Here is a 17,789-nt window from a genome sequence, read left to right on the forward strand (position 1 = left end):
CGCCCCCTTCTTCTTTCCGCCTCCGTGGGGGGATCTCTCCGCATGCCCCGAGCCATCACGGCTCCCTTCGATGTCGCCATCGATCTCGATCTCGGTTCTTTCCTGCTCCGCCGGCGCGGCGCCGTCTGTGCGGCCCCCGGCGAACTGCTGCCCTCCGCCGACCCATGGAGCACCCAGGGGCTGGTGGCCCTCGACGCCGACCTGGTCCGGCGCGGCTACGTGCTGACCACCGGACTGCGCAACACCCTGGCCCGGTTGGCGCCGGTCCGGCTCGCCGAGCTGGGCGACGGGCTGCTCGCCAAGATCGACCATCTGCTCGGCGCGGACCGCGAGCACCTCCCGTTGTTTCGCCGCTTCCCGGACGCCGTGCCCGACCACGCGCACGTCCTCTACACCCGGCAGATCAGGGCGTTCCTGCTCAACCAGCCCCGCCAGCCGTGCGCGCACTGCGGTCGGCGCGGTGCCGAGGCCGGCATCGGCGCGCTCGCGCCCTGCGCGCACCTGCTCTGCGCGCCCTGCCACGACGGCCTGCTCGCCGCGGGCCGGGGCACCCGGTGCCCGCTCTGCGGCACCCCGCTGGACGCCGGCACCTACCTCGGCGAGGACAACCCGGCCGGGCGCAAGGCGGCCGAGGAGTTCGGCGGGCAGCAGGCCCTGCGCCCGCTGCGGCTGATCAGCGCCGACCAAGTCACCGCTGCGATGGGCGAATTCGACCGGCTGCTGGCCCGTCGCACCCCGCTCTCCCCGCAGGACCGGGACGACCTCGCCGCGCTGCTCGCCCATGCGCCGGCGGACCTGGCGCAGCGCCTGCCCGAGCGGATCCCGCTGCGCGAGACCAAGGCCACCGTGCTCGCCGCTCTGCTGGAGCGCGAAGGCGCGGCCGCCCTGCCCGTCCTGGCCGAGCGGATCGACACCGCCACCGATGTGCTGCGGTTGCTCTGGGCCCGGTCCGGCGCCGTACCCGACCTGCTGCCCGGCACCGCGCGGCGCCTGCGGCTGCGCAATCTCCCACGGCCGCTGCGCAAGGGGCTGCTGGAGATCCTGGAGGGCCTCTCCGCCGTCGCCCTCGCCGAGGACCTGCGCCGGCACCGGTCGGCCTGGTTGCGCGCGGGCGAACTGCTGCACCCGTACGAGCACCGGCGGCGCTTTCCTGGGGTGACGGCCGCGTTCGTGCTGCTGCGGGAGACGGACCTGCGCACCCACGAGGTGGGCCGGGAGTTCGCCGAGCCGCCCGCGCCGCTGCGGGTGGTCACCGGCGGGGAGCCGGGCCGGGAGCGCGTCAGGCTCGCCTTCACCGGCTTTGCCGGGCGGGTCGAGAGCCTTCTGGCGGCCGGGGACGCCGTCGGCGCGGTGCGGGTCCTGGCCGGACGGCCCGGCGAGCTGGTCCGCCGGCTGCACCACGTGCTGCGGGTGCACGCCACCGTCGCGCCCGGTGCCGTGCTGCCGCCGGAGCTGCTGGAGACGGTCGGGGCCGCGCTCGAACGGGTCGCCCCCGGGCCGCTGCTCGGTGCGTACGGGCGGCTGCGTGGGGCCCGCAGCGCGGGTGAGCGGCGGCTGTACTTCCCCCGGGGCACGGTCTCGCTCGCGCACTCCCGGGAGGACCACGGCACCGTGGTGCCCGCCGAACTCGGCGCCCCGGTCTGCGGGTTGATCGAGGCGGAGCTGTTGCGGCGCAGCGGCGGAGAACGTTATGACCTGGCGCTGCTGGACGAGGGGCTGGTCGACCTGGTCGCGCCGTTCGCCGAGCGGGCCGCCGCCAAGACCCTGGTCTGCGTGCCGCGCGGCAGCCGGCTGCGGCTGCCGCAGGGCGACCGGCTGCGGCTGTTCGTGCACTGGATGCAGCCGGAGCACCTGCGCGTGGACCTCGATCTCTCGGTCGCGCTGTACGACGAGCAGTGGCGGTTCAGCGGGCTGTGCGACTACACCAACCTGGTGCACGGCGACCGGGCCGCCGTGCACTCGGGCGACTACGTGTCCGCGCCGCCGCCGAACGGCGCGACGGAGTTCGTCGACCTGGACTTCGCCCGGCTCGCGGCGGGCGGCTCCCGGTACGCCGTGGTGATCGTTTTCAGCTACAACGACGTCGCCTTCGAGGAGCTGACCGAGGCCTTCGCCGGCTTCATGGACCTCGGCGCGACGCCGTCCGGCGGCACGCACTACCACCCGAGGACGGTCCGCCAGCGGCTGGACCTGGTCGGGGAGGCCAAGGTGTCCGTGCCGATGATCGTCGACCTGGCGGAGCGACGGTACACCTGGACCGACCTCAACACCGGCGCCGACGGCGGCTACCACAGCGTCTACCGGCACCAGGCCGAGGTCGGCGCGCTCAGCCGGGACGTGCTCGCCCACTTCGGCCCGGAGAACCGGGCCACCCTGTGGGACGTCGCCTGCGCCCGGGCGGCGGCGGGCAGCGACGAGGTGCACGTGCGCCGTCGCGATGGCGGCGCCGTGCGGCGGTGGCAGCGTCGAGACGGTGAGGGCGTCGGGGCGTTCGCGGCGCGGCTGCGGGCGCTGCGGGACGAGGACGGCGCCGGTTCGGCCGCACTTCCGGACGGGCGGCGGGCGTTCGTCGCGCTGGTGGACGGGGACGTGCCGGCGCCGGAGAAGCTGTCCGGGGCGCTGTACCGGCTCTACCCGGGGCCGGTGGACGCCGCGGCCGAGGAACTGGAGCGGCTGACGGCGGGAGACCTGGTGGCGGGGCTGGCGCCGCGGGCCTGACGGCCGTGGGCGGCAGGGTCAGCAGGACGCTCGTCCGCCAGCACACCGCACGGACACCGTCCGGGGCCGTCCGGCCCGTTGGCGAGGCACCACGGAGTCGTGGGCCCGGCCACCAGCGGGCGTGGCAGCATCTCAGTCACGGGAGCACGCCGTCGTTCTCCGTCGGCGTGCTCCTGGGGCTGGTCCAGCCGAGCGCGCCGAGCGGCCCGGGACCGGGCATCGGCATCCGGCACCCGGCCGCTCGCTGTGGATCAGCTTTCGGACAGCTGTTCGCGCAGCACCGTGCGCAGGGTGACGGGCTCGCGGCCGAGCAGGGCGGCCAGGGTGGGGTCGGTGGTGGCGAACTCGCCGGCGCGGCTGGCGGCGAAGATGCCGAGCAGCTGGTCGGCGGTTTCCGCGGGGACGCCTTGGCCGGTCAGCTGCGTGCGGAACTGGTCGTCGGGGGCGATGGTCCGCGTGACGGTGCGGCCGGTGAGCTCGGTGGCGAGGGCGGCGACGTCGTCGAAGGTGAGTGCCTGTCGGCCCGTGAGCGGCGGCGTGGGGCCGTCGAAGCGGCCCTCGTCGGCGAGGATGGCGGCGGCCGCGTCCGCGAGGTCGGCGTGCGCGGTCCAGGCGACCGGCCCGTCCGCGGGGAGCGCGAGCCGGCCGGAGCGTGCCGCGTTGCCGAGGAAGTGTGCCGCGCTGGTGGCGTGGAAGCCGTTGCGCAGCGAGGTGAACGGCACGCCGCAGGTGCGCAGGGCCTCTTCGGTGGCGGCGTGGTCGCGGCAGGCCTGGAAGCGCGACGTCGCGCCGGCCCCCATCTGGCTGGTGTAGAGGATGCGACGGGCGCCCGCCGTGACGGCCGCTTCGATCGCGGTGCGATGCTGCCTGACGCACTCCTCGCCCATCTTGTCGACGGAGACGACGAGCACCTGCGAGGCGCCCTCGAAGGCGTGCGCGAGGCCGGCGGCGTCGGTGAAGCTGCCCTGGCGTACCCGTACCCCTTGGTCGGCGAGGTTCTGCGCCTTCTGCGGGTCGCGGACGCTGACGCCGATGCGGGCCGCCGGTACGCGCGTCAGCAGCCTCTCGACGATCTGACGCCCCAGCTGTCCGGTGGCTCCGGTCACGATGATCATGATGTGCTCCCGTGTCGCGACGAGGTGGTTCCAGTGGAAACACTTTTAAGGTATCACCGATAATAACGATGGAACCAGCGGTGCGGTATCGTTGATTCATGCCATCGCCTTCACGCGGCCGGGACGGCGCCACCGGCACCGCGTCCGCCATCGAGTCCGCCACGGCCGTCAGGTCCGACTCCGCGTCCCCGGCCCGGGAGCAGACCAGGCAGCGGGTCATCGAGGCCGCCATCGGCCTGCTGACGCGCGGAGGCCGCGACGCGGTCACCACCCGCGCCGTCGCCGATGCGGCGGGCCTGCAGCCGCCGGCCATCTACCGGCTGTTCGGCGACAAGGACGGGCTGCTCGACGCCGTGGCCGAGCACGGCTTCGCCGCGTTCCTCGCCACCAAGCACGTCGACCCCGGCCCCCGGGACCCGATCGAGGACCTGAGAGCCGGCTGGGACGTCGCGGTCGAGTTCGGCCTGGCCAACCCCGCGCTGTACACCCTGATGTACACCGAACCCACCGGGACCACCTCGGCCGCCTTCAAGGCCGGCATGGAGATCCTGATGGGCCGCATCCGGCGCCTCGCCGCCGGCGGCTGGCTCCGCGTCGACGAGGAACTCGCAGCCCAGATCATCCACGCCACGGCGCGCGGCGCCGTGCTCACCTGGCTGTCCCTGCCCCAGGACCGGCGCGACCCGGCCCTGTTGACCACCCTTCGGGAGTGCATGGTCGCCGCCGTCACCAACCGGCAGCCGGCCGTGAAGGAACCGGGCCCGGCCGGTGCCGCCCGCGCCCTGCGCGCCGCGCTGCCCGAACAGACGAAGCTCAGCAGCGCCGAGCAGCATCTGCTGGGGGAGTGGCTGAACCGCCTCGCCGCCGACGGCTGATCACCGGCGGCTGAAACGGGCGACGCCACCCCGGCCCCGGTGTCACCTGATGGCGCACCACGCCTCGGACCGTCGTGAGCCGCCCTGGCGGACGGCGACGGAACGAGCAGCCCGCGGCCCCGAGCGCTCGGGACCGGCTCAGCCGCGCAGGTGGTTCAGCAGCGCGTCGTCCATCGGATAGGGGCGCTCGGCGGGAAGGAGCTGCCGGGCGGCCTCCAGAGCACCGTCCCTCACCTGAGCCTGGATCGTGTGCGCGAGTGCGGTGACGTCGTCGATCGAGACGATCCACTGCTCCGCGTAGCGCTCGGCAGCCTCGCCGGCGAGGCCGAGTTGAAGGGAACGGTGGGGGAGCGGCTGAAGGTGCAGATCGCGTTCGGGATCCCACTGCACCCGGGCCGGGGCCCGCTTCAGCTGGCGCTTCCAGGTGGCGCGGTCAGGGTGCAGCCCGTGTTCGTAGTGGGCCAGGCAGGCGTTTGCCAGGGCCCATTCGAAGCCCTCACGGGTGATCTCGATCGCGAGGACGGTCTCCTGGCCCTCTTTGCCCGCCCAGCCGCAGCGGTACATCATCCACAGGAACGATGGTTTGATCCACGTCATTCGGTCCCTCTTCCAGGCAACCGGGAAGTGGCCGTCCTGTGCGGCGGGCAGGCCGATCTCCGGAGCGTACGCCTGGTACACGGTCACCGTGGTGGCCGTGTGGAGGGCGCGGATCCGATGCTTGGGTTCTGGCACGGTGACCAGGGTCGGGGTTCGGCGCGCATCGCGCCATCGAATTACCGGGCCGGAGGGGGCTGGTGGGGTGCTCGGCGGTTGCTGCGGCAACTGCGGTGAGCACGTGGTGGAGGTGTTCCCGGGTCCCTCCGCTTCCCGGCGGTGCTGGCCGGCGGGTGCCGAACGGCCCGGGCCGTTCGGCACCCAGTGGCGGGGCACCGTTTTTTCATGCTTTTCGTGCTTTTCATGCGGTGGCGTGCGGCGAGCGGTGCGGCGGTACAGGCGCCGCATCACCCGACGCAGGCGCCGGGGGGTGGTGGCCGGACAGATCCTGGACTATCTGGCGGCGCTTGCCCGACCCTGGCGGTGCCCGATGGCCGGGATCAGTTCTTCCACACGCCCCAGTAGACGTCGGCGTTGTCGCCGGAGCCGCTCTCACGGGTGGTGCGGAAGACGCTGCTGGTGCCGTTCTCGTCGTAGCTGTTGGAGCCGGCGTAGGGGTTGGCCCAGTGCAGCTGGACGGTGTTGTTGTTGCGCCAGCCTTCCTCGCAGCCGTAGGTGCTGAACGTCGCCCAGCCCTCGGTGCCGGTCAGGAACCCGTTGCTCTCCGACTGGAAGGTGGCGTCGCCGGTGTTCCCCAGGATCTGCGGCGGCTCCTGGCCCTGCGTCCAGATGCCGTGGGCCAGAGCGTAGCTGGTCCGGTAGAGCGAGCAGCCGGTTCCGTTGTGCAGGTGGACCGTGGTGCTCCGGGCCGCCTGGACGGTGGCCTGGGAGGTGGCCGGGGCGGCCTGGGCGGTGCCGGTGGCGATGGTGCCGAGCCCGATGGCGCTTACCGCAGCCAACGCCGCGAAGCGTGCGGAGGTACGCATGGTTCCCTCGATTCCGTGTGCCTTCGGTGGGTGGCGCGGGCTGTGTCCCGCGCCGTGATGAACGATGCGCCGCGCCGACAGACAAACGATGGACGGTGCGGCCCGCGCCGTTCACCGCGCCGTTCGCAACGCCCGTCCATCGTTTGTCAGTTGGCGTGGTGTACGAGCACCCGGGCGGCCGCCCGTCCCGCCGAAGGCCCGGGAGTCGAGTGCCGGGACTGTCGCCGCTGCGGGACGTCCTCCCTCACAGTGGAGTGAGGATGTCCTGGTCCGCCCCGTCGAGGACGAAGCCGTTGTCCAGCCGGACCCGGACCGTCACCCGGCTCCCCCGTTCCCGGTGCGCGGTCCACTGCGGCTCCAGCACGGCGATCTCCGCCTCCAGGCGCTCGCGGCTCGCCACCGGCATGGTGTGCCCGTAGTCCTCGAACAGCGCTTTGAGCCGCTGGTACTCGCGGACCTCATGGCTCTCCGGGAGTTCCCCGTCCACCCGCTCGACGGTGCCCTCCATCCCGGATCCCAGCGAGAGGAACCCGACGACGGCCCCGGGCTCCCCGGCGACCGCCTCACCGATCCCGAGATCCTCGGCCAACCTGACGCGCCGGCCTTCCTTCAGGGTCATCCGTCCTCTGCCTCTCCATCGATCGAGGCCGCCGGCGCCGCCGGCCCGCGGCCACGGCCATTATCCGCGGTCGCTGCACGGCGTACGGCCCCCGGTGACAGGGCCTCCGCCGTCTCCCTTCCCCCTTTCTGTTGCGCCCCCCGTACCGCCCCGGGCCCGAGCAACGCTCCGAGCGGGGTGGAGGCGGCCGGGGGTTCAGGCCGTCCGGCGCAGGGCGATGACGTTCTCGGTGACGGTCGTGGTCAGGCCTCGGGGGCCGGTGGCGGTGCGCCTCGGTGCGCGGCAGCGCTCGGTGGTCCAGCCATCGCCGAGCCGTCGGAGTCGTGCGACGACTGCGGGTGAGCCCGAAGTCGGCCTACCAGTGGTACCAGCTGTGGCGGGAGGGCGGGGCTGGTCTGGGATCGCCTGAACACTCACGTCTCCTCCGCCATGCGCGAGTTGATCGCCGAGCGTGCCTGGCTGACGGTGTTCCTGCCTCCTGCCTCCTGCCTCCTGCCTCCTGCCTCCTGCCTCCTGCCTCCTGCCTCCCGCCTACTCGCCCGATCCCAACCCCGTGGAGTGGGTCTGGGCACACGTCAAGCGCAGCCTCGCCAACCTCGCCGTCATGGCCCTCGACCACCTGGAGGCCATTGTCCGCAACCGGCTCAAGCGCCTCCAATACCGGCCCGACACCCTCGACGGCTTCATAGCCGGCACCGGCCTGACCCTCGACGCCTCAACATCACCCTGACAAGCCGAGGTCAGTAACGCTCGGCCGCGAACGATCGGACGCAGAGGAGGCGTTGAAGGACGGCCGGATGCGTCTGTGCGCACAGGTCGAGGAGGGTCGCACGTGCATCAGATGCGATTCCCCACGGTTCGTGCGAAGGCGAGCCCGAGTGATAGACGGGGCCCGTTGACTGGTCAGGTTGGCGCTGCGTACCGCGGGGTGCGGTGGGGTTGATGCGGAGAATGGCGTCGTATTTTGACCCGCCGAAGCAGATCGTGCCAGGCGGCCTCAATGTTGGCCGGAATCATCTGTCGACAATCGTGATGTATGGGGCGTTACTGATTCTTTGGTTTCACATGAAGATGGCTTGACCTGCAAACTTTCAACTCTTCAAAGATTCTGCATGTGTGACTGAATATGAAGTGACCTGTCCATGTTGAGAGTTGTATGGTTCGCTGACCGGTCTATCCGGCAAGGATCAATCGAAATCATCGACTGACTTACTGACTTGAAGGGGGATGATGTGAAGCGCCTGGCTCTAAGGCTTTTCGCACTTCTCGTCACGGTCGTGCTCGGCTTGACCGCAGCTGCCACGCCCTCCGTTGCGTCACCGGCTTCAGAGCGGTGCTCGGCGGAGGTCGACACCAGCTCGAACTATCAGTACCGATGCGAGTTCGGGATCTTCCCTCTGGCTGACACTCCCGCTGGCGGGGCCGTCAAGAACGGAGTCTTCCAGCTCGCCGTCACCCACTTCTCCGACTACTTCCCTTTCAGTGGGTGCGGAGACGTGCTGAAGGTGAACCAGACGTGCTCGCTCATGCCGGGGAATGCCCCGGTGCAGGTTACAGAAATCGGCTCGAACTACTACATTCTCAAGTCCCTGAAGGGTCATCCGGAAGGGGAGAACAGGTACATCAAGTTCGCGGTTTACATCATCGACAACGAGCTGCGCCTCGGGATTCTCTCGTGGGGTGAGCCGAGCGTGGTCGCGAAGGCGACAGTGTCATTTGGTGGGGCAACTGCGCTGTGGGGCGGGTACGCTCGGAACCTCACGAAGACCGTCTACCCGTGATCAGTAGCTGACGCCCGGCGCCCGAGCGCCCCGGACCCGTTCGGTCTGGGGCGCTCTTTCCATGCTGCTCGCGGCACTGATCAACGAGCGCATGGCGGGCGATGGCCGGGGCATTCCGCGACGCATTCGACCAGGCCGCGTCCGTCGGGGACCGGGAGCCGGCGCCAGTTGCCGGCGCTCACGTCCCGCGGCGGTCAGCCCGCCCCATCCGCATATCTCACACACCAGGACTTACAACCACCGCTCCAGACCCATCAGGGAACAACATCGGGCCGACAACCCGGTAGCGGTGCGACGTCCCCCGACCGCGTCGGGGCGGTGACACGCGGGGGCATTGCTGCCACCCTGAGCGTATGAGTACGGGCCAGGGCCAGCCGCTGCGCACGGACGTTGCTCCACGGCCCCGGGAGGGTGACGCCGCCTCCCTGGCCCAACCACCCACGCCCGTAACCCCCATGCTCTGGTCCCACCGATCGTTGTTTCTCCGGGAGGTACGGTGACCGGCCGAGTCATCTACGCGTCGTTCGAGTTCCAGTTCCCGCTGGGCGGCATTCGGGTGCTGAACCAGCAGGTCGCGCTGCTGCGGGCCGTCGGCGTCGAGGCGTTTCGCTGGACGCCCACGCCGGGATTCCGCTACACGTGGTTCGACGACGACGTGCCGACGCTGTCCGGCATGACCTTGGACCTCGGGCCCGAGGACGTGCTCGTGCTGCACGAGGTCAGCGTCGTCCCGGGGCACGACCCGGCGCCCGGCGGCCACAAGGTGATCTACTCGCAGGGGCACTACGTCAACTTCCTGACCTGCCCCGACCCCGGCCCGTATCCGGGCTGGTCGGACCGGCCGGCTCTGTGGACGATCTCGAAGGCGGGCGTCGACATGTTCCGCCGCGCCCTGCCCGAGTTCGAACCGCACCTGGTGCCGAACGTCATTGACACCGAGTTGTTCCGGCCGGCATCGACCGAGCGGGTTCGGCGCATCGCGTGGATGTCCCGCAAGCGCCCGATCGAAACCACGCTGCTCCGCCGTCTGCTGCACGCCGACCCGCGGTCCGAGGGTGTGGACCTGTACGACATCCACGCGGTCCCCCACGAGGAGGTCGCTCGCGTCCTGTCCGACACGTCGGTGTTCATCGCGTTGGGAGCGCCCGAGGGCGAGGGCTTCGGATTGCCGCTGGCCGAGGCGATGGCCAGCGGCTGCCTGGTGACCGGTTACGCCGCTGGCGGCGGAGCGGAACTGTTCGACTCGCCGTCCGCGTGGCGGATCCCGGAGCTCGAAACGGACCGGCTGGCGGACAAGGCCCTTGAGCTGCTCGACCTGCCCGGCCAGGAGGAGGTGCGGCGGGCGGGCCGTCAGTGGGTTGCCGACCGGTATACCACCCAGGCCGCCGTCGAGGCGCTGACCGAGGGCATCCGCCAAGCGCGGGCCCTCCCCGGCGGCGCGGCGACGGCCACCCATCCGGCCGCCTGGATGGAGGAGTTGTTGAGGCGCTTCCCGGTGCCGCCGGAGACGCACGCCCGGGTGGAACCACCGGCCGCTTCGTAGTGCTCCAGCCGGACTGCTCCGTTCCCGCCGGCCACCGGTCCGAAGGGCCCGAAAGCTCTGAAAGGCCCGAAGGCCCGAAAGCGGGGAGCGACGGTCCGCACCAGCGCGGTGCGGGCCGTCGCCACCTCGCACAACCCCGTTCCCGGCGGGTGGAGCAGCAGGTCGGGCCAGCCATCGACCTGCCCACCCACGGCCCTCTGCGACGGGCTTCAGCGGGAGTGTTGCGGCACGGGCGAGAGGTGCAGTTGCTGCGGGGCGGAGTGCAGGTGTGTCGAGAGGTCCGGCAGGGGGGCGGTGTCACCGGTGGTGAACCACACGAGGACGTCCTCGCCGGCCCGTACGGGCAGGGCGGGGAAGTCGTTCTCCGCGTGTTCGGTGCGGTGAACCGCCAACGGCGGGGTCCGGGCGGCCAGTTCCGGGCGCAGGTGCCGCTCGAAGTGGTCGGCGAAGGCGGCGGGGTCCAGGGGGTGGCAGATGGTCGCGACGACCGGTCCGGCGTCGGCCGGGGTGGTGAAGCCCGGGCCGCGCAGCAGCAGGACGTCGTCCGAGTCCACCATCGTCGCGTTGGCGGCGTCCCGGTGCTCCTGCCAGACCGGCCCGTAGTAGAAGGCGTGCAGTGCCCGTGCCCGCGACGCCATGTCAGGGAAGCTGCGCAGCCAGACGAAGCGGTCCGGGTCGTCCAGGTCCCGGAACCGGCCGCCGACGGTGATGCCCACCGCCTGCTGTCCGGTCACGAACTCCCGCTCGAAGAGGGTGATCAGAGTGTCGCGGGCACCTGGGTGCAGGGTGTACTGGCGCAGTTCGACGATGCTCACGAGGCGTCCTGCAACTGGACACGGCTGAGCTCCGCGACCCGGTCGAGCACCCGGCTGTGTCCGCCGTTCACGGAGAACTCCTGCCCCCGGCTGTCACCGCCGGCCGGAACCCCGGTGAGTCTGCGGACGGCCATGCCCCGGGAACCGTGGAGGAAGTCGGAATCGATCATGGCCGCAGGCTAGAACCGGTCCACTGACACCTCCTGTCAGTGGATACTGACAGTCGTGCGCGCCAGCCGACTGATCTCACTGCTCCTGCTCCTCCAGAACCGGGGAAGGATGACGGCCCAGCAGCTCGCCGACGAGCTGGAGGTGTCGGTCCGCACGGTCTACCGGGACCTCGAAGCGCTCGGCGCCGCCGGGATCCCGCTGTTCGGCGAGGCCGGTCACGGCGGCGGCTACCAGCTGCTCGACGGGTACCGCACCCGGCTGACGGGCCTGACCGCCGATGAGTCGCAGGCCCTGTTCCTAGCCGGGTTGCCGGGCCCGGCGGCCGAGTTGGGCCTGGGCGAGGTACTGGCGGCCGCCCAGCTCAAGCTGCGGGCCGCCCTGCCGGCGGAGCTCCGCGAGCGGGCCGGGCTGATCCAGGAGCGCTTCCACCTCGATGCGCCCGGCTGGTACGGGGACGTGGACGAGACGCCGCACCTGGCGGCCGTCGCGGCCGCGCTCTGGGACCGGCGCAGGGTGTGGGTCCGCTACCGGCGGTGGAAGGCGCCCACCGAGGTGGAACGGCGACTGGAGCCGTACGGACTGGTCCTCAAGGCCGGCCGCTGGTATCTGGTCGCCGCCGCGGGCGGTGCCACCCCGCGTACCTACCGGGTCGACCAGATCCTCGAACTGCGAGAGCTGGAAGAGGAGTTCGAGATACCCGCAAGCTTCGACCTGGCTGCACACTGGCGGGACGGGCTCGCCGACTTCCATGCCCGACTGCACACCGGGGAGGCGACGGTGCGACTGTCGCCGAGCGGTGTCGCCCGGGGCCGCGAGCAGCTCGGCCGCGCGTTCGACCGGGCGGTCGCGGATTCGGGGGTGGCCGAGGCGGACGGCTGGACCAGGGCGTCCGTGCCCATCGAGTCCCTCGGCCACGCCCACGACGAGTTCCTGAGACTGGGCACCGACGTGGAGGTCCTCGAACCACCGGAGCTGCGCGCCCGGCTGGCCGCGACCGCCCGCGCACTCGCCGACCGGTACGGGGCCTGACGTGGGCGAATTCCCCTCCCTGCCCTCCGCCCCTGCCCTCCGCCCCTGACGGGACGTGTGCCGGGTTGCCTGTCCGCCGGCCCGGGCCGGCCTGCCTGCCCGATCCGCTGAGCCGATTCGCTGGGGTCGATCCGCTGGGTCGCGCGGTGCGATGTGGTGCATCGAGACGCTTGACCGTTCCGGCGGGGCTATTTGATAGTCGACGAACCCGCCGAACTCGCCCACTTCCATCCGCTGATCACCGTCGCACCGGAACACCGACCGGGCCCGTGACCGACGGGCACCCTCCATGGTGGTGTGGCCAGGGCTACTTGCCGGCGGCTGCCATAGAGGTGACGGCGTCGGCGATGGTGGCGCGGTAGTTGCCCATGTGGGGGTTGAGGACGCGGGTGTCGGGGGTGAGTGGGAAGTTGTGGGTGGCGGCGAGGGGCATGTTGGTGTCGTCCTGGTCGGCGAGGACGTTGATCTCGTTGATGTCGGGGGTGGTGCCGGTGGTGGCGCCGCCGGGGTTGAGGTCGATGACGACGTAGGCGTTCTGGCCTGCGGGGACGGGGAAGCGCAGGGTGCCGCTGGCGAGTACGGGCCGGATGTTGTTGCTCTGGTCGCGGGCGGTGGAGTTGCCGAGGTTGACGCCGGGGGAGGAGCTGAGGCTGCAGGCGCTGGTGCCGGTGTTGTGGACTTCGATGACCCGCTGGCTGGGTGCTCCGGGGCGTGCGGTGACGTGGATGGAGAGGTTGCCGATGTCGCAGGGGGTGGCGTCGGCGGGGGCGGGGGCGTTGCCGCCGCCGGGCCGGGCGCTGGTGGAGGGGCTGGTGCCGGACGGGGTGTGCGGTGCGCCCGTGGGGGCGTGCGACGCCGCGCCCGTGGCCGGTGCGGTCGGTGACCCCGCTGCGGGAGCAGCGCCGGTGGGAGCAGCGCCGGTGGGGGCGGGTGCGACGGCCGCGGTGGTGGGGGAGGCCTTCGGGCCGGCGGCCGGGTCGGCGTTGTCGGGCCCGCAGGCGGTCAGGACGAGTCCGGCCCCGACGGCGAGGACGGCGGTGACGAGCAGCGGGCGACGGCGGCGGACGGACATGGTGGCTCCCCGATGGCGATGTGTGCTGGCTTGCTGGACACCCACCATGACGGTTGGTCAGTGCATTTCGGTGGCACGCGTGGCGTCACAATCACCAGGACATCGCGAGGACCGGACTGTGACAATCCATCGGGGAGCTGCGGGTTGACACGGCGTACTTCGGGCCGGTCAGAGCCAGCAGGTCAGAGCCAGCCGTTCTGGGCGGCCTTGATGCCGGCCTCGAAGCGGCTGCTGGCGTTGAGCCGCTCCATGATGGAGGCCATGTGGCGGCCGACGGTGCGGGAGGAGATGCCCAGGCGCTGGCCGGCGGTGTCGTCGGTGAGGCCGGTGCCGAGCAGGCGCAGCAGTTCGCGTTCGGTGGCGGTGAGTCCGGTGGTGGGGTCGCCGGGGGCGGTGGCGCCGAGCGGGACGGCGGTGTTCCAGGCCTGTTCGTAGAGGTCGAGCAGGGCGGTGAGGATGCCGGGTTCGGTGACGTGCAGTGCGCCCTTGCGGTGGTCCTCGGGGTCGATGGGGACGAGGGCCTCGCGACGGTCGGCGATGACGATGCGCTGGGGGATGGTGGGGGCGGTGCGGACTTCGCCGCCCTGGCTGAGCAGCCAGTGGGCGTACCCGGTGACGTGCGGCTGGTGGCGGGTGGAGTCCTGGTAGAGGGTGCGGATGGTGATGCCGCGGGCGAGGGCGCCGGCGTCTCCGGGGCGGGAGGAGTCGAGGTCTTCGGGCCGCTGGTTTCCGGGCTGGCTGCTGAGGGCTTCCGTGGTGGTGGTGCGGCTCATCTGCTCCAGGCAGTGGTGGACGGCGTCCATGCCCAGCAGGCGTTCGCCGTGGGCGGCGTGGTGTTCGGCGCGTTCGGCGACCATGCGGGTGACGGCGGCGCGGGACGCGGCGAGGGCGGCCTGGCGGGCGGCGAGGTCGGCTTCCTGGCGGGCGAGCATCTCGGCGAGGCCGACGGCCGGGTCGACGGCGCGCATCCGGCCGGGGTGGTCGGCGGAGGCGCGTACGAGCATGAGGGCGCCGAGTTCGTCGAGGCAGTCGTGGACCTGGGTGGCGGTGGTCGCGCAGCGCCCGGCTATCGCTTCGACGTCGGCGGCGGGGTGGTCGAGCAGGGCTTGGTAGACCTGCTCGGCTCGGGCCGATAGTCCAAGCGCCTGCAACATGGTGTCCCCCTTGTGTGATGATCCGTGAGCTCTCGTGGCTATGACAGCACACGAAGCTTCATGATCCTTTCATGGGGCGACACCGCCCTCAAGGTCGGATATCCGGCCTCGACGGCAGGCCGCGCCATCCAGTTTTTGTCATGCGCGTGACAGTATGTCCGGAGTCGGACAGGCCGGTTGGCGACACCCGCAAGGCCTTCCGAGCCGCCCCCCGACCGGCAAAGCTAGTGATCGCCGCCAGGGAGTCAGCCAGGAAGACAGCCCGGACGGCAGCCGGACGGCGCGTCGACCGCGGGACGCACCGATCGGAGAAATCCCTTCGTGTCAGCAACAGTTGAGGACAACCGATCGTGATCCAGGCCCGTATCGCCAAGGCCGCCGCGGCCATCGCCATCTCGCTGGGCGCGCTGCTCGCCGCCCCCGCCGTCCTGTCGGTGAGCGCCCAGGACACCGCCGTCAACGCCAGCTTCGGCTGGGGCGGCTGACCCGCGGATGGACGTCATCTACGCCGCCCTGCACCGCAGGCAGAGCGCCGGGCCGGTTCCAGCCGGCGAGGCGGCCGAGGTGACCGAGGTGGACAAGGCAGGTGAGGCGGCCGAGGTCCGCGCCGTCCTGTGGGCCCACGCCCGCCCCGACGACGGCCTCCAGCACATCACCGTCCGAAGCGAGGCCGACCGCGTCGACCTGCTCGTCTACCTCGCCAGCCGTGACCCCGCCGTCGCGGAGGACACCCTGAGCCGGGCCCACGTCCTGATCGCCCGAGGCCACCAGGCCTCACCCCTGATGCGCCGGCGCTACCAGCCACCGGCGCCCCCCGGCCGCTGAACCCGCGCCGCCGCTGAACCCGCACCGCGGCCGCTGCGCCGCCGCCGCACCCGCACGACGCTGTCCGGCATCCGATGCCGTCTCGAACTCGCAACCCGCAATCCGCAGCCCGTAACCCGCAAGAGGAGCTCCGCCATGCCTTCGTCCACGCTGTCCAGGCTTGCCCACGTCGCCCTCGCGGCCTCCCTCGCCGCTTCCGGTGCGATAGTTGCGACCGCCGTCACCACCACGGCGGCCCACGCGGCCACGGCCACGGCCACCGCCGCCGCCGTCTCGGCCTCGTCCTCGATCGACGGCAAGGTGACCCGCAGTGAGGTCATCCAGCGGGCGCAGTACTGGCTGGGCAAGCAGATCGCCTACAGCTGGGAGGGCTGGTACCCGGACTCCAGCGGCCGCAACTACCGTACGGACTGCTCGGGTTACGTCTCCATGGCCTGGCACCTGGGCGCCAGCCCCAACACCCAGGGCATCGCGGACTCCTACACCTACGAGATCCCGCGCAGCGAGCTCAAGGCCGGCGACGTCCTCAACAGCTACTACAACCACGTCCTGCTCTTCGAGAAGTGGGACGACGCCGCCCACACGACCTTCTCGTACTACTCCTTCGGCTCCACCCCGGTGAAGCACGTCACCGGCGCCTCCATCAACGGCACCCTCGACTCGCACCCCAACAGCGAGTACAAGGCCCTGCGCTACAAGAACATCGTCGACGACGTCCAGACCCGGGCCACGAAGGCCGGCGTGTACCACCCGTCCACCCAGACCTTCTACGAAGGCGACAACACGGGTTCCACGCTGGGCTCGGCGAAGTTCGGCAACGCGGGCTGGACCCCGTTGGTCGGCGACTGGAACGGTGACGGCGTCGCCAGCGTCGGCGCGTACGACCCGGCCACCGCGACGTTCTACCTCAGCAACGACAACAGCACCGCCGCCGGGACCGCGAAGTTCGGCAACCCCGGTTGGATCCCGCTGGTCGGCGACTGGAACGGTGACGGTGTCACCAGCGTCGGCGCGTACGACCCCGCCACTGCCACGTTCTACCTCAGCAACGACAACAGCACCGCCGCCGTGACCACGACGTTCGGCAACCCGGGCTGGATCCCGCTGGTCGGCGACTGGAACAAGGACGGCAAGGACAGCATCGGCGCGTACGACCCGACGACCCAGACCTTCTACGAGAGCAACGACAACAGCACGGTCGCGGGTTCGGTGAAGTTCGGCAACGCGGGCTGGACCCCGCTGGTCGGTGACTGGAACAACGACGGCGTCACCAGCATCGGCGCGTACGACCCGAGCACCCAGACCTTCTACCTCAGCAACGACAACAGCACCACCGCCGCCAGCTTCGTCTACGGCAGCCCCGGCGACGTCCCGATCGCCGGCCGCTGGTAGTCCGCCCCCCAACCGACACGAAAGGAAGTCAGTCGAGCATGCCCGAGAACAAGTCGACCACCCGTCACACCGGTCACACCCGTCGCACCCGCTCGCTCGCCGCTGTCGCCCTGGGGGCGGCCGTCCTGTCCGCCGCCTCCCAGGCACCGGCCCAAGCCGCCTCGGTGGGCACCTGGGACAGGGTCGCCCAGTGCGAGAGCACCGGAAACTGGAGCATCAACACCAACAACGGCAACTACGGCGGCCTGCAGATCACGCTGCCCACCTGGAAGGCCTACGGCGGCCTGGCCTACGCCTCCCGGCCCGATCTCGCTACCAAGAAGCAGCAGATCCTCGTAGGGGAGAAGATCCTCGCCGGCCAGGGCCCCGGCGCCTGGCCCAACTGCAACGCGGGCCTGAGCACCGACCACGCCAAGCCGTACTCGGACCGGATCGGCGCGTACGACCCGGCCACCGCCACCTTCTACGAGAGCAACGACAACAGCACCGTTGCGGGCTCGGCGAAGTTCGGCAACCCCGGTTGGACCCCGTTGGTCGGCGACTGGAACGGCGACGGTGTCAGCAGCGTCGGCGCGTACGACCCGGCCACCGCGACGTTCTACCTCAGCAACGACAACAGCACGGTTGCCGTGACCACGACGTTCGGCAACCCGGGCTGGATCCCGCTGGTCGGCGACTGGAACAAGGACGGCAAGGACAGCATCGGCGCGTACGACCCGGCCACCGCCACCTTCTACGAGAGCAACGACAACAGCACCGTTGCGGGCTCGGCGAAGTTCGGCAACCCCGGTTGGACCCCGCTGGTCGGCGACTGGAACGGCGACGGCGTCACCAGCATCGGCGCCTACGACCCGAACACCCAGACCTTCTACCTCAGCAACGACAACAGCACCACCGCCGTGACCGCGAAGTTCGGCAACCCCGGCTGGAAGCCCCTCGTCGGCGACTGGAACGGCTCCGGCAAGGACAGCGTCGGCGGCTACGACCCGGCCACCGCGACGTTCTACCTCAGCAACGACAACAGCACCGCCGCCGTGACGACGAAGTTCGGCAACCCCGGCTGGATCCCCCTCAAGGGAAGCTGGTAACCGCTCATCAAG

General features: G+C 71.1%; 17 protein-coding genes and 1 pseudogene. 10 read left to right on the forward strand and 8 right to left on the reverse strand.

Annotation, left to right across the window (positions count from 1 at the left end; genetic code table 11):
* The first annotated feature begins 42 nt into the window (after window positions 1-42).
* Window positions 43-2,718 (forward strand): MXAN_6230/SCO0854 family RING domain-containing protein, encoded by a 2,676-nt coding sequence (locus A6F73_RS36510; RefSeq protein ID WP_244293834.1) that lies wholly within the window; start codon window positions 43-45, stop codon window positions 2,716-2,718.
* Window positions 2,719-2,969: 251 nt separating this feature from the next.
* On the opposite strand, the gene A6F73_RS36515 is transcribed toward A6F73_RS36510, so the two are convergent.
* The gene (locus A6F73_RS36515; RefSeq protein WP_063352609.1) at window positions 2,970-3,833 is read right to left on the reverse strand and encodes an NAD(P)H-binding protein; all 864 of its coding nucleotides are present in this window, start codon (window positions 3,831-3,833) and stop codon (window positions 2,970-2,972) included.
* Between the two features lie 98 nt (window positions 3,834-3,931).
* Between A6F73_RS36515 and A6F73_RS36520 the strand changes: the two genes are divergently transcribed.
* A complete protein-coding gene (locus tag A6F73_RS36520; protein WP_079136574.1) occupies window positions 3,932-4,708 on the forward strand; it encodes a TetR/AcrR family transcriptional regulator in 777 nt (258 codons plus the stop codon).
* A gap of 138 nt (window positions 4,709-4,846) precedes the next feature.
* Here A6F73_RS36520 and A6F73_RS36525 read toward each other — a convergent pair whose 3' ends face one another.
* From A6F73_RS36525 to A6F73_RS36535, 3 genes are all read right to left on the reverse strand, one after another.
* Window positions 4,847-5,440 (reverse strand): DUF4291 domain-containing protein, encoded by a 594-nt coding sequence (locus A6F73_RS36525; RefSeq protein WP_063352610.1) that lies wholly within the window; start codon window positions 5,438-5,440, stop codon window positions 4,847-4,849.
* Between the two features lie 362 nt (window positions 5,441-5,802).
* Window positions 5,803-6,288, reverse strand: a complete 486-nt coding sequence (locus A6F73_RS36530; protein WP_063352611.1) for a hypothetical protein — start codon at window positions 6,286-6,288, stop codon at window positions 5,803-5,805.
* Between the two features lie 244 nt (window positions 6,289-6,532).
* Window positions 6,533-6,907, reverse strand: coding sequence for a hypothetical protein (locus tag A6F73_RS36535; protein ID WP_063352612.1), 375 nt, complete (start codon window positions 6,905-6,907; stop codon window positions 6,533-6,535).
* Between the two features lie 390 nt (window positions 6,908-7,297).
* Between A6F73_RS36535 and A6F73_RS36540 the strand changes: the two are divergent.
* From A6F73_RS36540 to A6F73_RS36550, 3 genes and pseudogenes are all read left to right on the forward strand, one after another.
* Window positions 7,298-7,637: pseudogene (locus tag A6F73_RS36540) on the forward strand (transposase); the annotation flags it as partial.
* 502 nt (window positions 7,638-8,139) lie between these two features.
* Window positions 8,140-8,688, forward strand: a complete 549-nt coding sequence (locus A6F73_RS36545) for a hypothetical protein (protein WP_244293835.1) — start codon at window positions 8,140-8,142, stop codon at window positions 8,686-8,688.
* A gap of 496 nt (window positions 8,689-9,184) precedes the next feature.
* A complete protein-coding gene (locus tag A6F73_RS36550) occupies window positions 9,185-10,231 on the forward strand; it encodes a glycosyltransferase (protein ID WP_063352615.1) in 1,047 nt (348 codons plus the stop codon).
* A gap of 209 nt (window positions 10,232-10,440) precedes the next feature.
* On the opposite strand, the gene A6F73_RS36555 is transcribed toward A6F73_RS36550, so the two are convergent.
* A complete protein-coding gene (locus A6F73_RS36555) occupies window positions 10,441-11,046 on the reverse strand; it encodes an NIPSNAP family protein (RefSeq protein WP_063352616.1) in 606 nt (201 codons plus the stop codon).
* Window positions 11,043-11,216 carry a hypothetical protein gene (locus A6F73_RS41995; protein WP_159398729.1) on the reverse strand — a complete coding sequence of 58 codons (174 nt, stop codon included), beginning with the start codon at window positions 11,214-11,216 and terminating at the stop codon, window positions 11,043-11,045. The genes A6F73_RS36555 and A6F73_RS41995 overlap by 4 nt, the downstream gene beginning before the upstream one ends.
* Window positions 11,217-11,271: 55 nt before the next feature.
* Between A6F73_RS41995 and A6F73_RS36560 the strand changes: the two genes are divergently transcribed.
* Window positions 11,272-12,246, forward strand: a complete 975-nt coding sequence (locus tag A6F73_RS36560) for a WYL domain-containing protein (protein WP_063352617.1) — start codon at window positions 11,272-11,274, stop codon at window positions 12,244-12,246.
* A 307-nt stretch (window positions 12,247-12,553) separates the two neighbouring features.
* Here A6F73_RS36560 and A6F73_RS36565 read toward each other — a convergent pair whose 3' ends face one another.
* Window positions 12,554-13,318 carry a DUF4232 domain-containing protein gene (locus tag A6F73_RS36565; RefSeq protein WP_063352618.1) on the reverse strand — a complete coding sequence of 255 codons (765 nt, stop codon included), beginning with the start codon at window positions 13,316-13,318 and terminating at the stop codon, window positions 12,554-12,556.
* Window positions 13,319-13,500: 182 nt separating this feature from the next.
* Window positions 13,501-14,472 carry a LuxR C-terminal-related transcriptional regulator gene (locus tag A6F73_RS36570; RefSeq protein ID WP_063352619.1) on the reverse strand — a complete coding sequence of 324 codons (972 nt, stop codon included), beginning with the start codon at window positions 14,470-14,472 and terminating at the stop codon, window positions 13,501-13,503.
* 350 nt (window positions 14,473-14,822) lie between these two features.
* Between A6F73_RS36570 and A6F73_RS44285 the strand changes: the two genes are divergently transcribed.
* From A6F73_RS44285 to A6F73_RS44290, 4 genes are all read left to right on the forward strand, one after another.
* Window positions 14,823-14,957, forward strand: a complete 135-nt coding sequence (locus tag A6F73_RS44285) for a hypothetical protein (RefSeq protein ID WP_279634977.1) — start codon at window positions 14,823-14,825, stop codon at window positions 14,955-14,957.
* A gap of 7 nt (window positions 14,958-14,964) precedes the next feature.
* Complete coding sequence (locus A6F73_RS42000; protein WP_063352620.1) at window positions 14,965-15,297, forward strand: hypothetical protein; 333 nt, start codon at window positions 14,965-14,967, stop codon at window positions 15,295-15,297.
* 135 nt (window positions 15,298-15,432) lie between these two features.
* Window positions 15,433-16,689, forward strand: a complete 1,257-nt coding sequence (locus A6F73_RS42685; RefSeq protein ID WP_063352621.1) for a hypothetical protein — start codon at window positions 15,433-15,435, stop codon at window positions 16,687-16,689.
* 38 nt (window positions 16,690-16,727) lie between these two features.
* Window positions 16,728-17,777, forward strand: a complete 1,050-nt coding sequence (locus tag A6F73_RS44290) for a transglycosylase family protein (RefSeq protein ID WP_079136575.1) — start codon at window positions 16,728-16,730, stop codon at window positions 17,775-17,777.
* Window positions 17,778-17,789: the final 12 nt, after the last annotated feature.

Source organism: Streptomyces sp. MJM8645, from assembly GCF_001625365.1.
Lineage (GTDB): Bacteria > Actinomycetota > Actinomycetes > Streptomycetales > Streptomycetaceae > Kitasatospora.

What these genes read in the sequence shown, in the direction of transcription:
- A6F73_RS36510 (WP_244293834.1), top strand. Translation starts at nt 43, where the DNA reads ATGCCCCGAGCCATCACGGCTCCCTTCGATGTCGCCATCGATCTCGAT.
- A6F73_RS36515 (WP_063352609.1), bottom strand. Translation starts at nt 3,833, where the DNA reads ATGATCATCGTGACCGGAGCCACCGGACAGCTGGGGCGTCAGATCGTC.
- A6F73_RS36520 (WP_079136574.1), top strand. Translation starts at nt 3,932, where the DNA reads ATGCCATCGCCTTCACGCGGCCGGGACGGCGCCACCGGCACCGCGTCC.
- A6F73_RS36530 (WP_063352611.1), bottom strand. Translation starts at nt 6,288, where the DNA reads ATGCGTACCTCCGCACGCTTCGCGGCGTTGGCTGCGGTAAGCGCCATC.
- A6F73_RS36535 (WP_063352612.1), bottom strand. Translation starts at nt 6,907, where the DNA reads ATGACCCTGAAGGAAGGCCGGCGCGTCAGGTTGGCCGAGGATCTCGGG.
- A6F73_RS41995 (WP_159398729.1), bottom strand. Translation starts at nt 11,216, where the DNA reads ATGATCGATTCCGACTTCCTCCACGGTTCCCGGGGCATGGCCGTCCGC.
- A6F73_RS36565 (WP_063352618.1), bottom strand. Translation starts at nt 13,318, where the DNA reads ATGTCCGTCCGCCGCCGTCGCCCGCTGCTCGTCACCGCCGTCCTCGCC.
- A6F73_RS36570 (WP_063352619.1), bottom strand. Translation starts at nt 14,472, where the DNA reads ATGTTGCAGGCGCTTGGACTATCGGCCCGAGCCGAGCAGGTCTACCAA.
- A6F73_RS42000 (WP_063352620.1), top strand. Translation starts at nt 14,965, where the DNA reads ATGGACGTCATCTACGCCGCCCTGCACCGCAGGCAGAGCGCCGGGCCG.
- A6F73_RS42685 (WP_063352621.1), top strand. Translation starts at nt 15,433, where the DNA reads ATGCCTTCGTCCACGCTGTCCAGGCTTGCCCACGTCGCCCTCGCGGCC.
- A6F73_RS44290 (WP_079136575.1), top strand. Translation starts at nt 16,728, where the DNA reads ATGCCCGAGAACAAGTCGACCACCCGTCACACCGGTCACACCCGTCGC.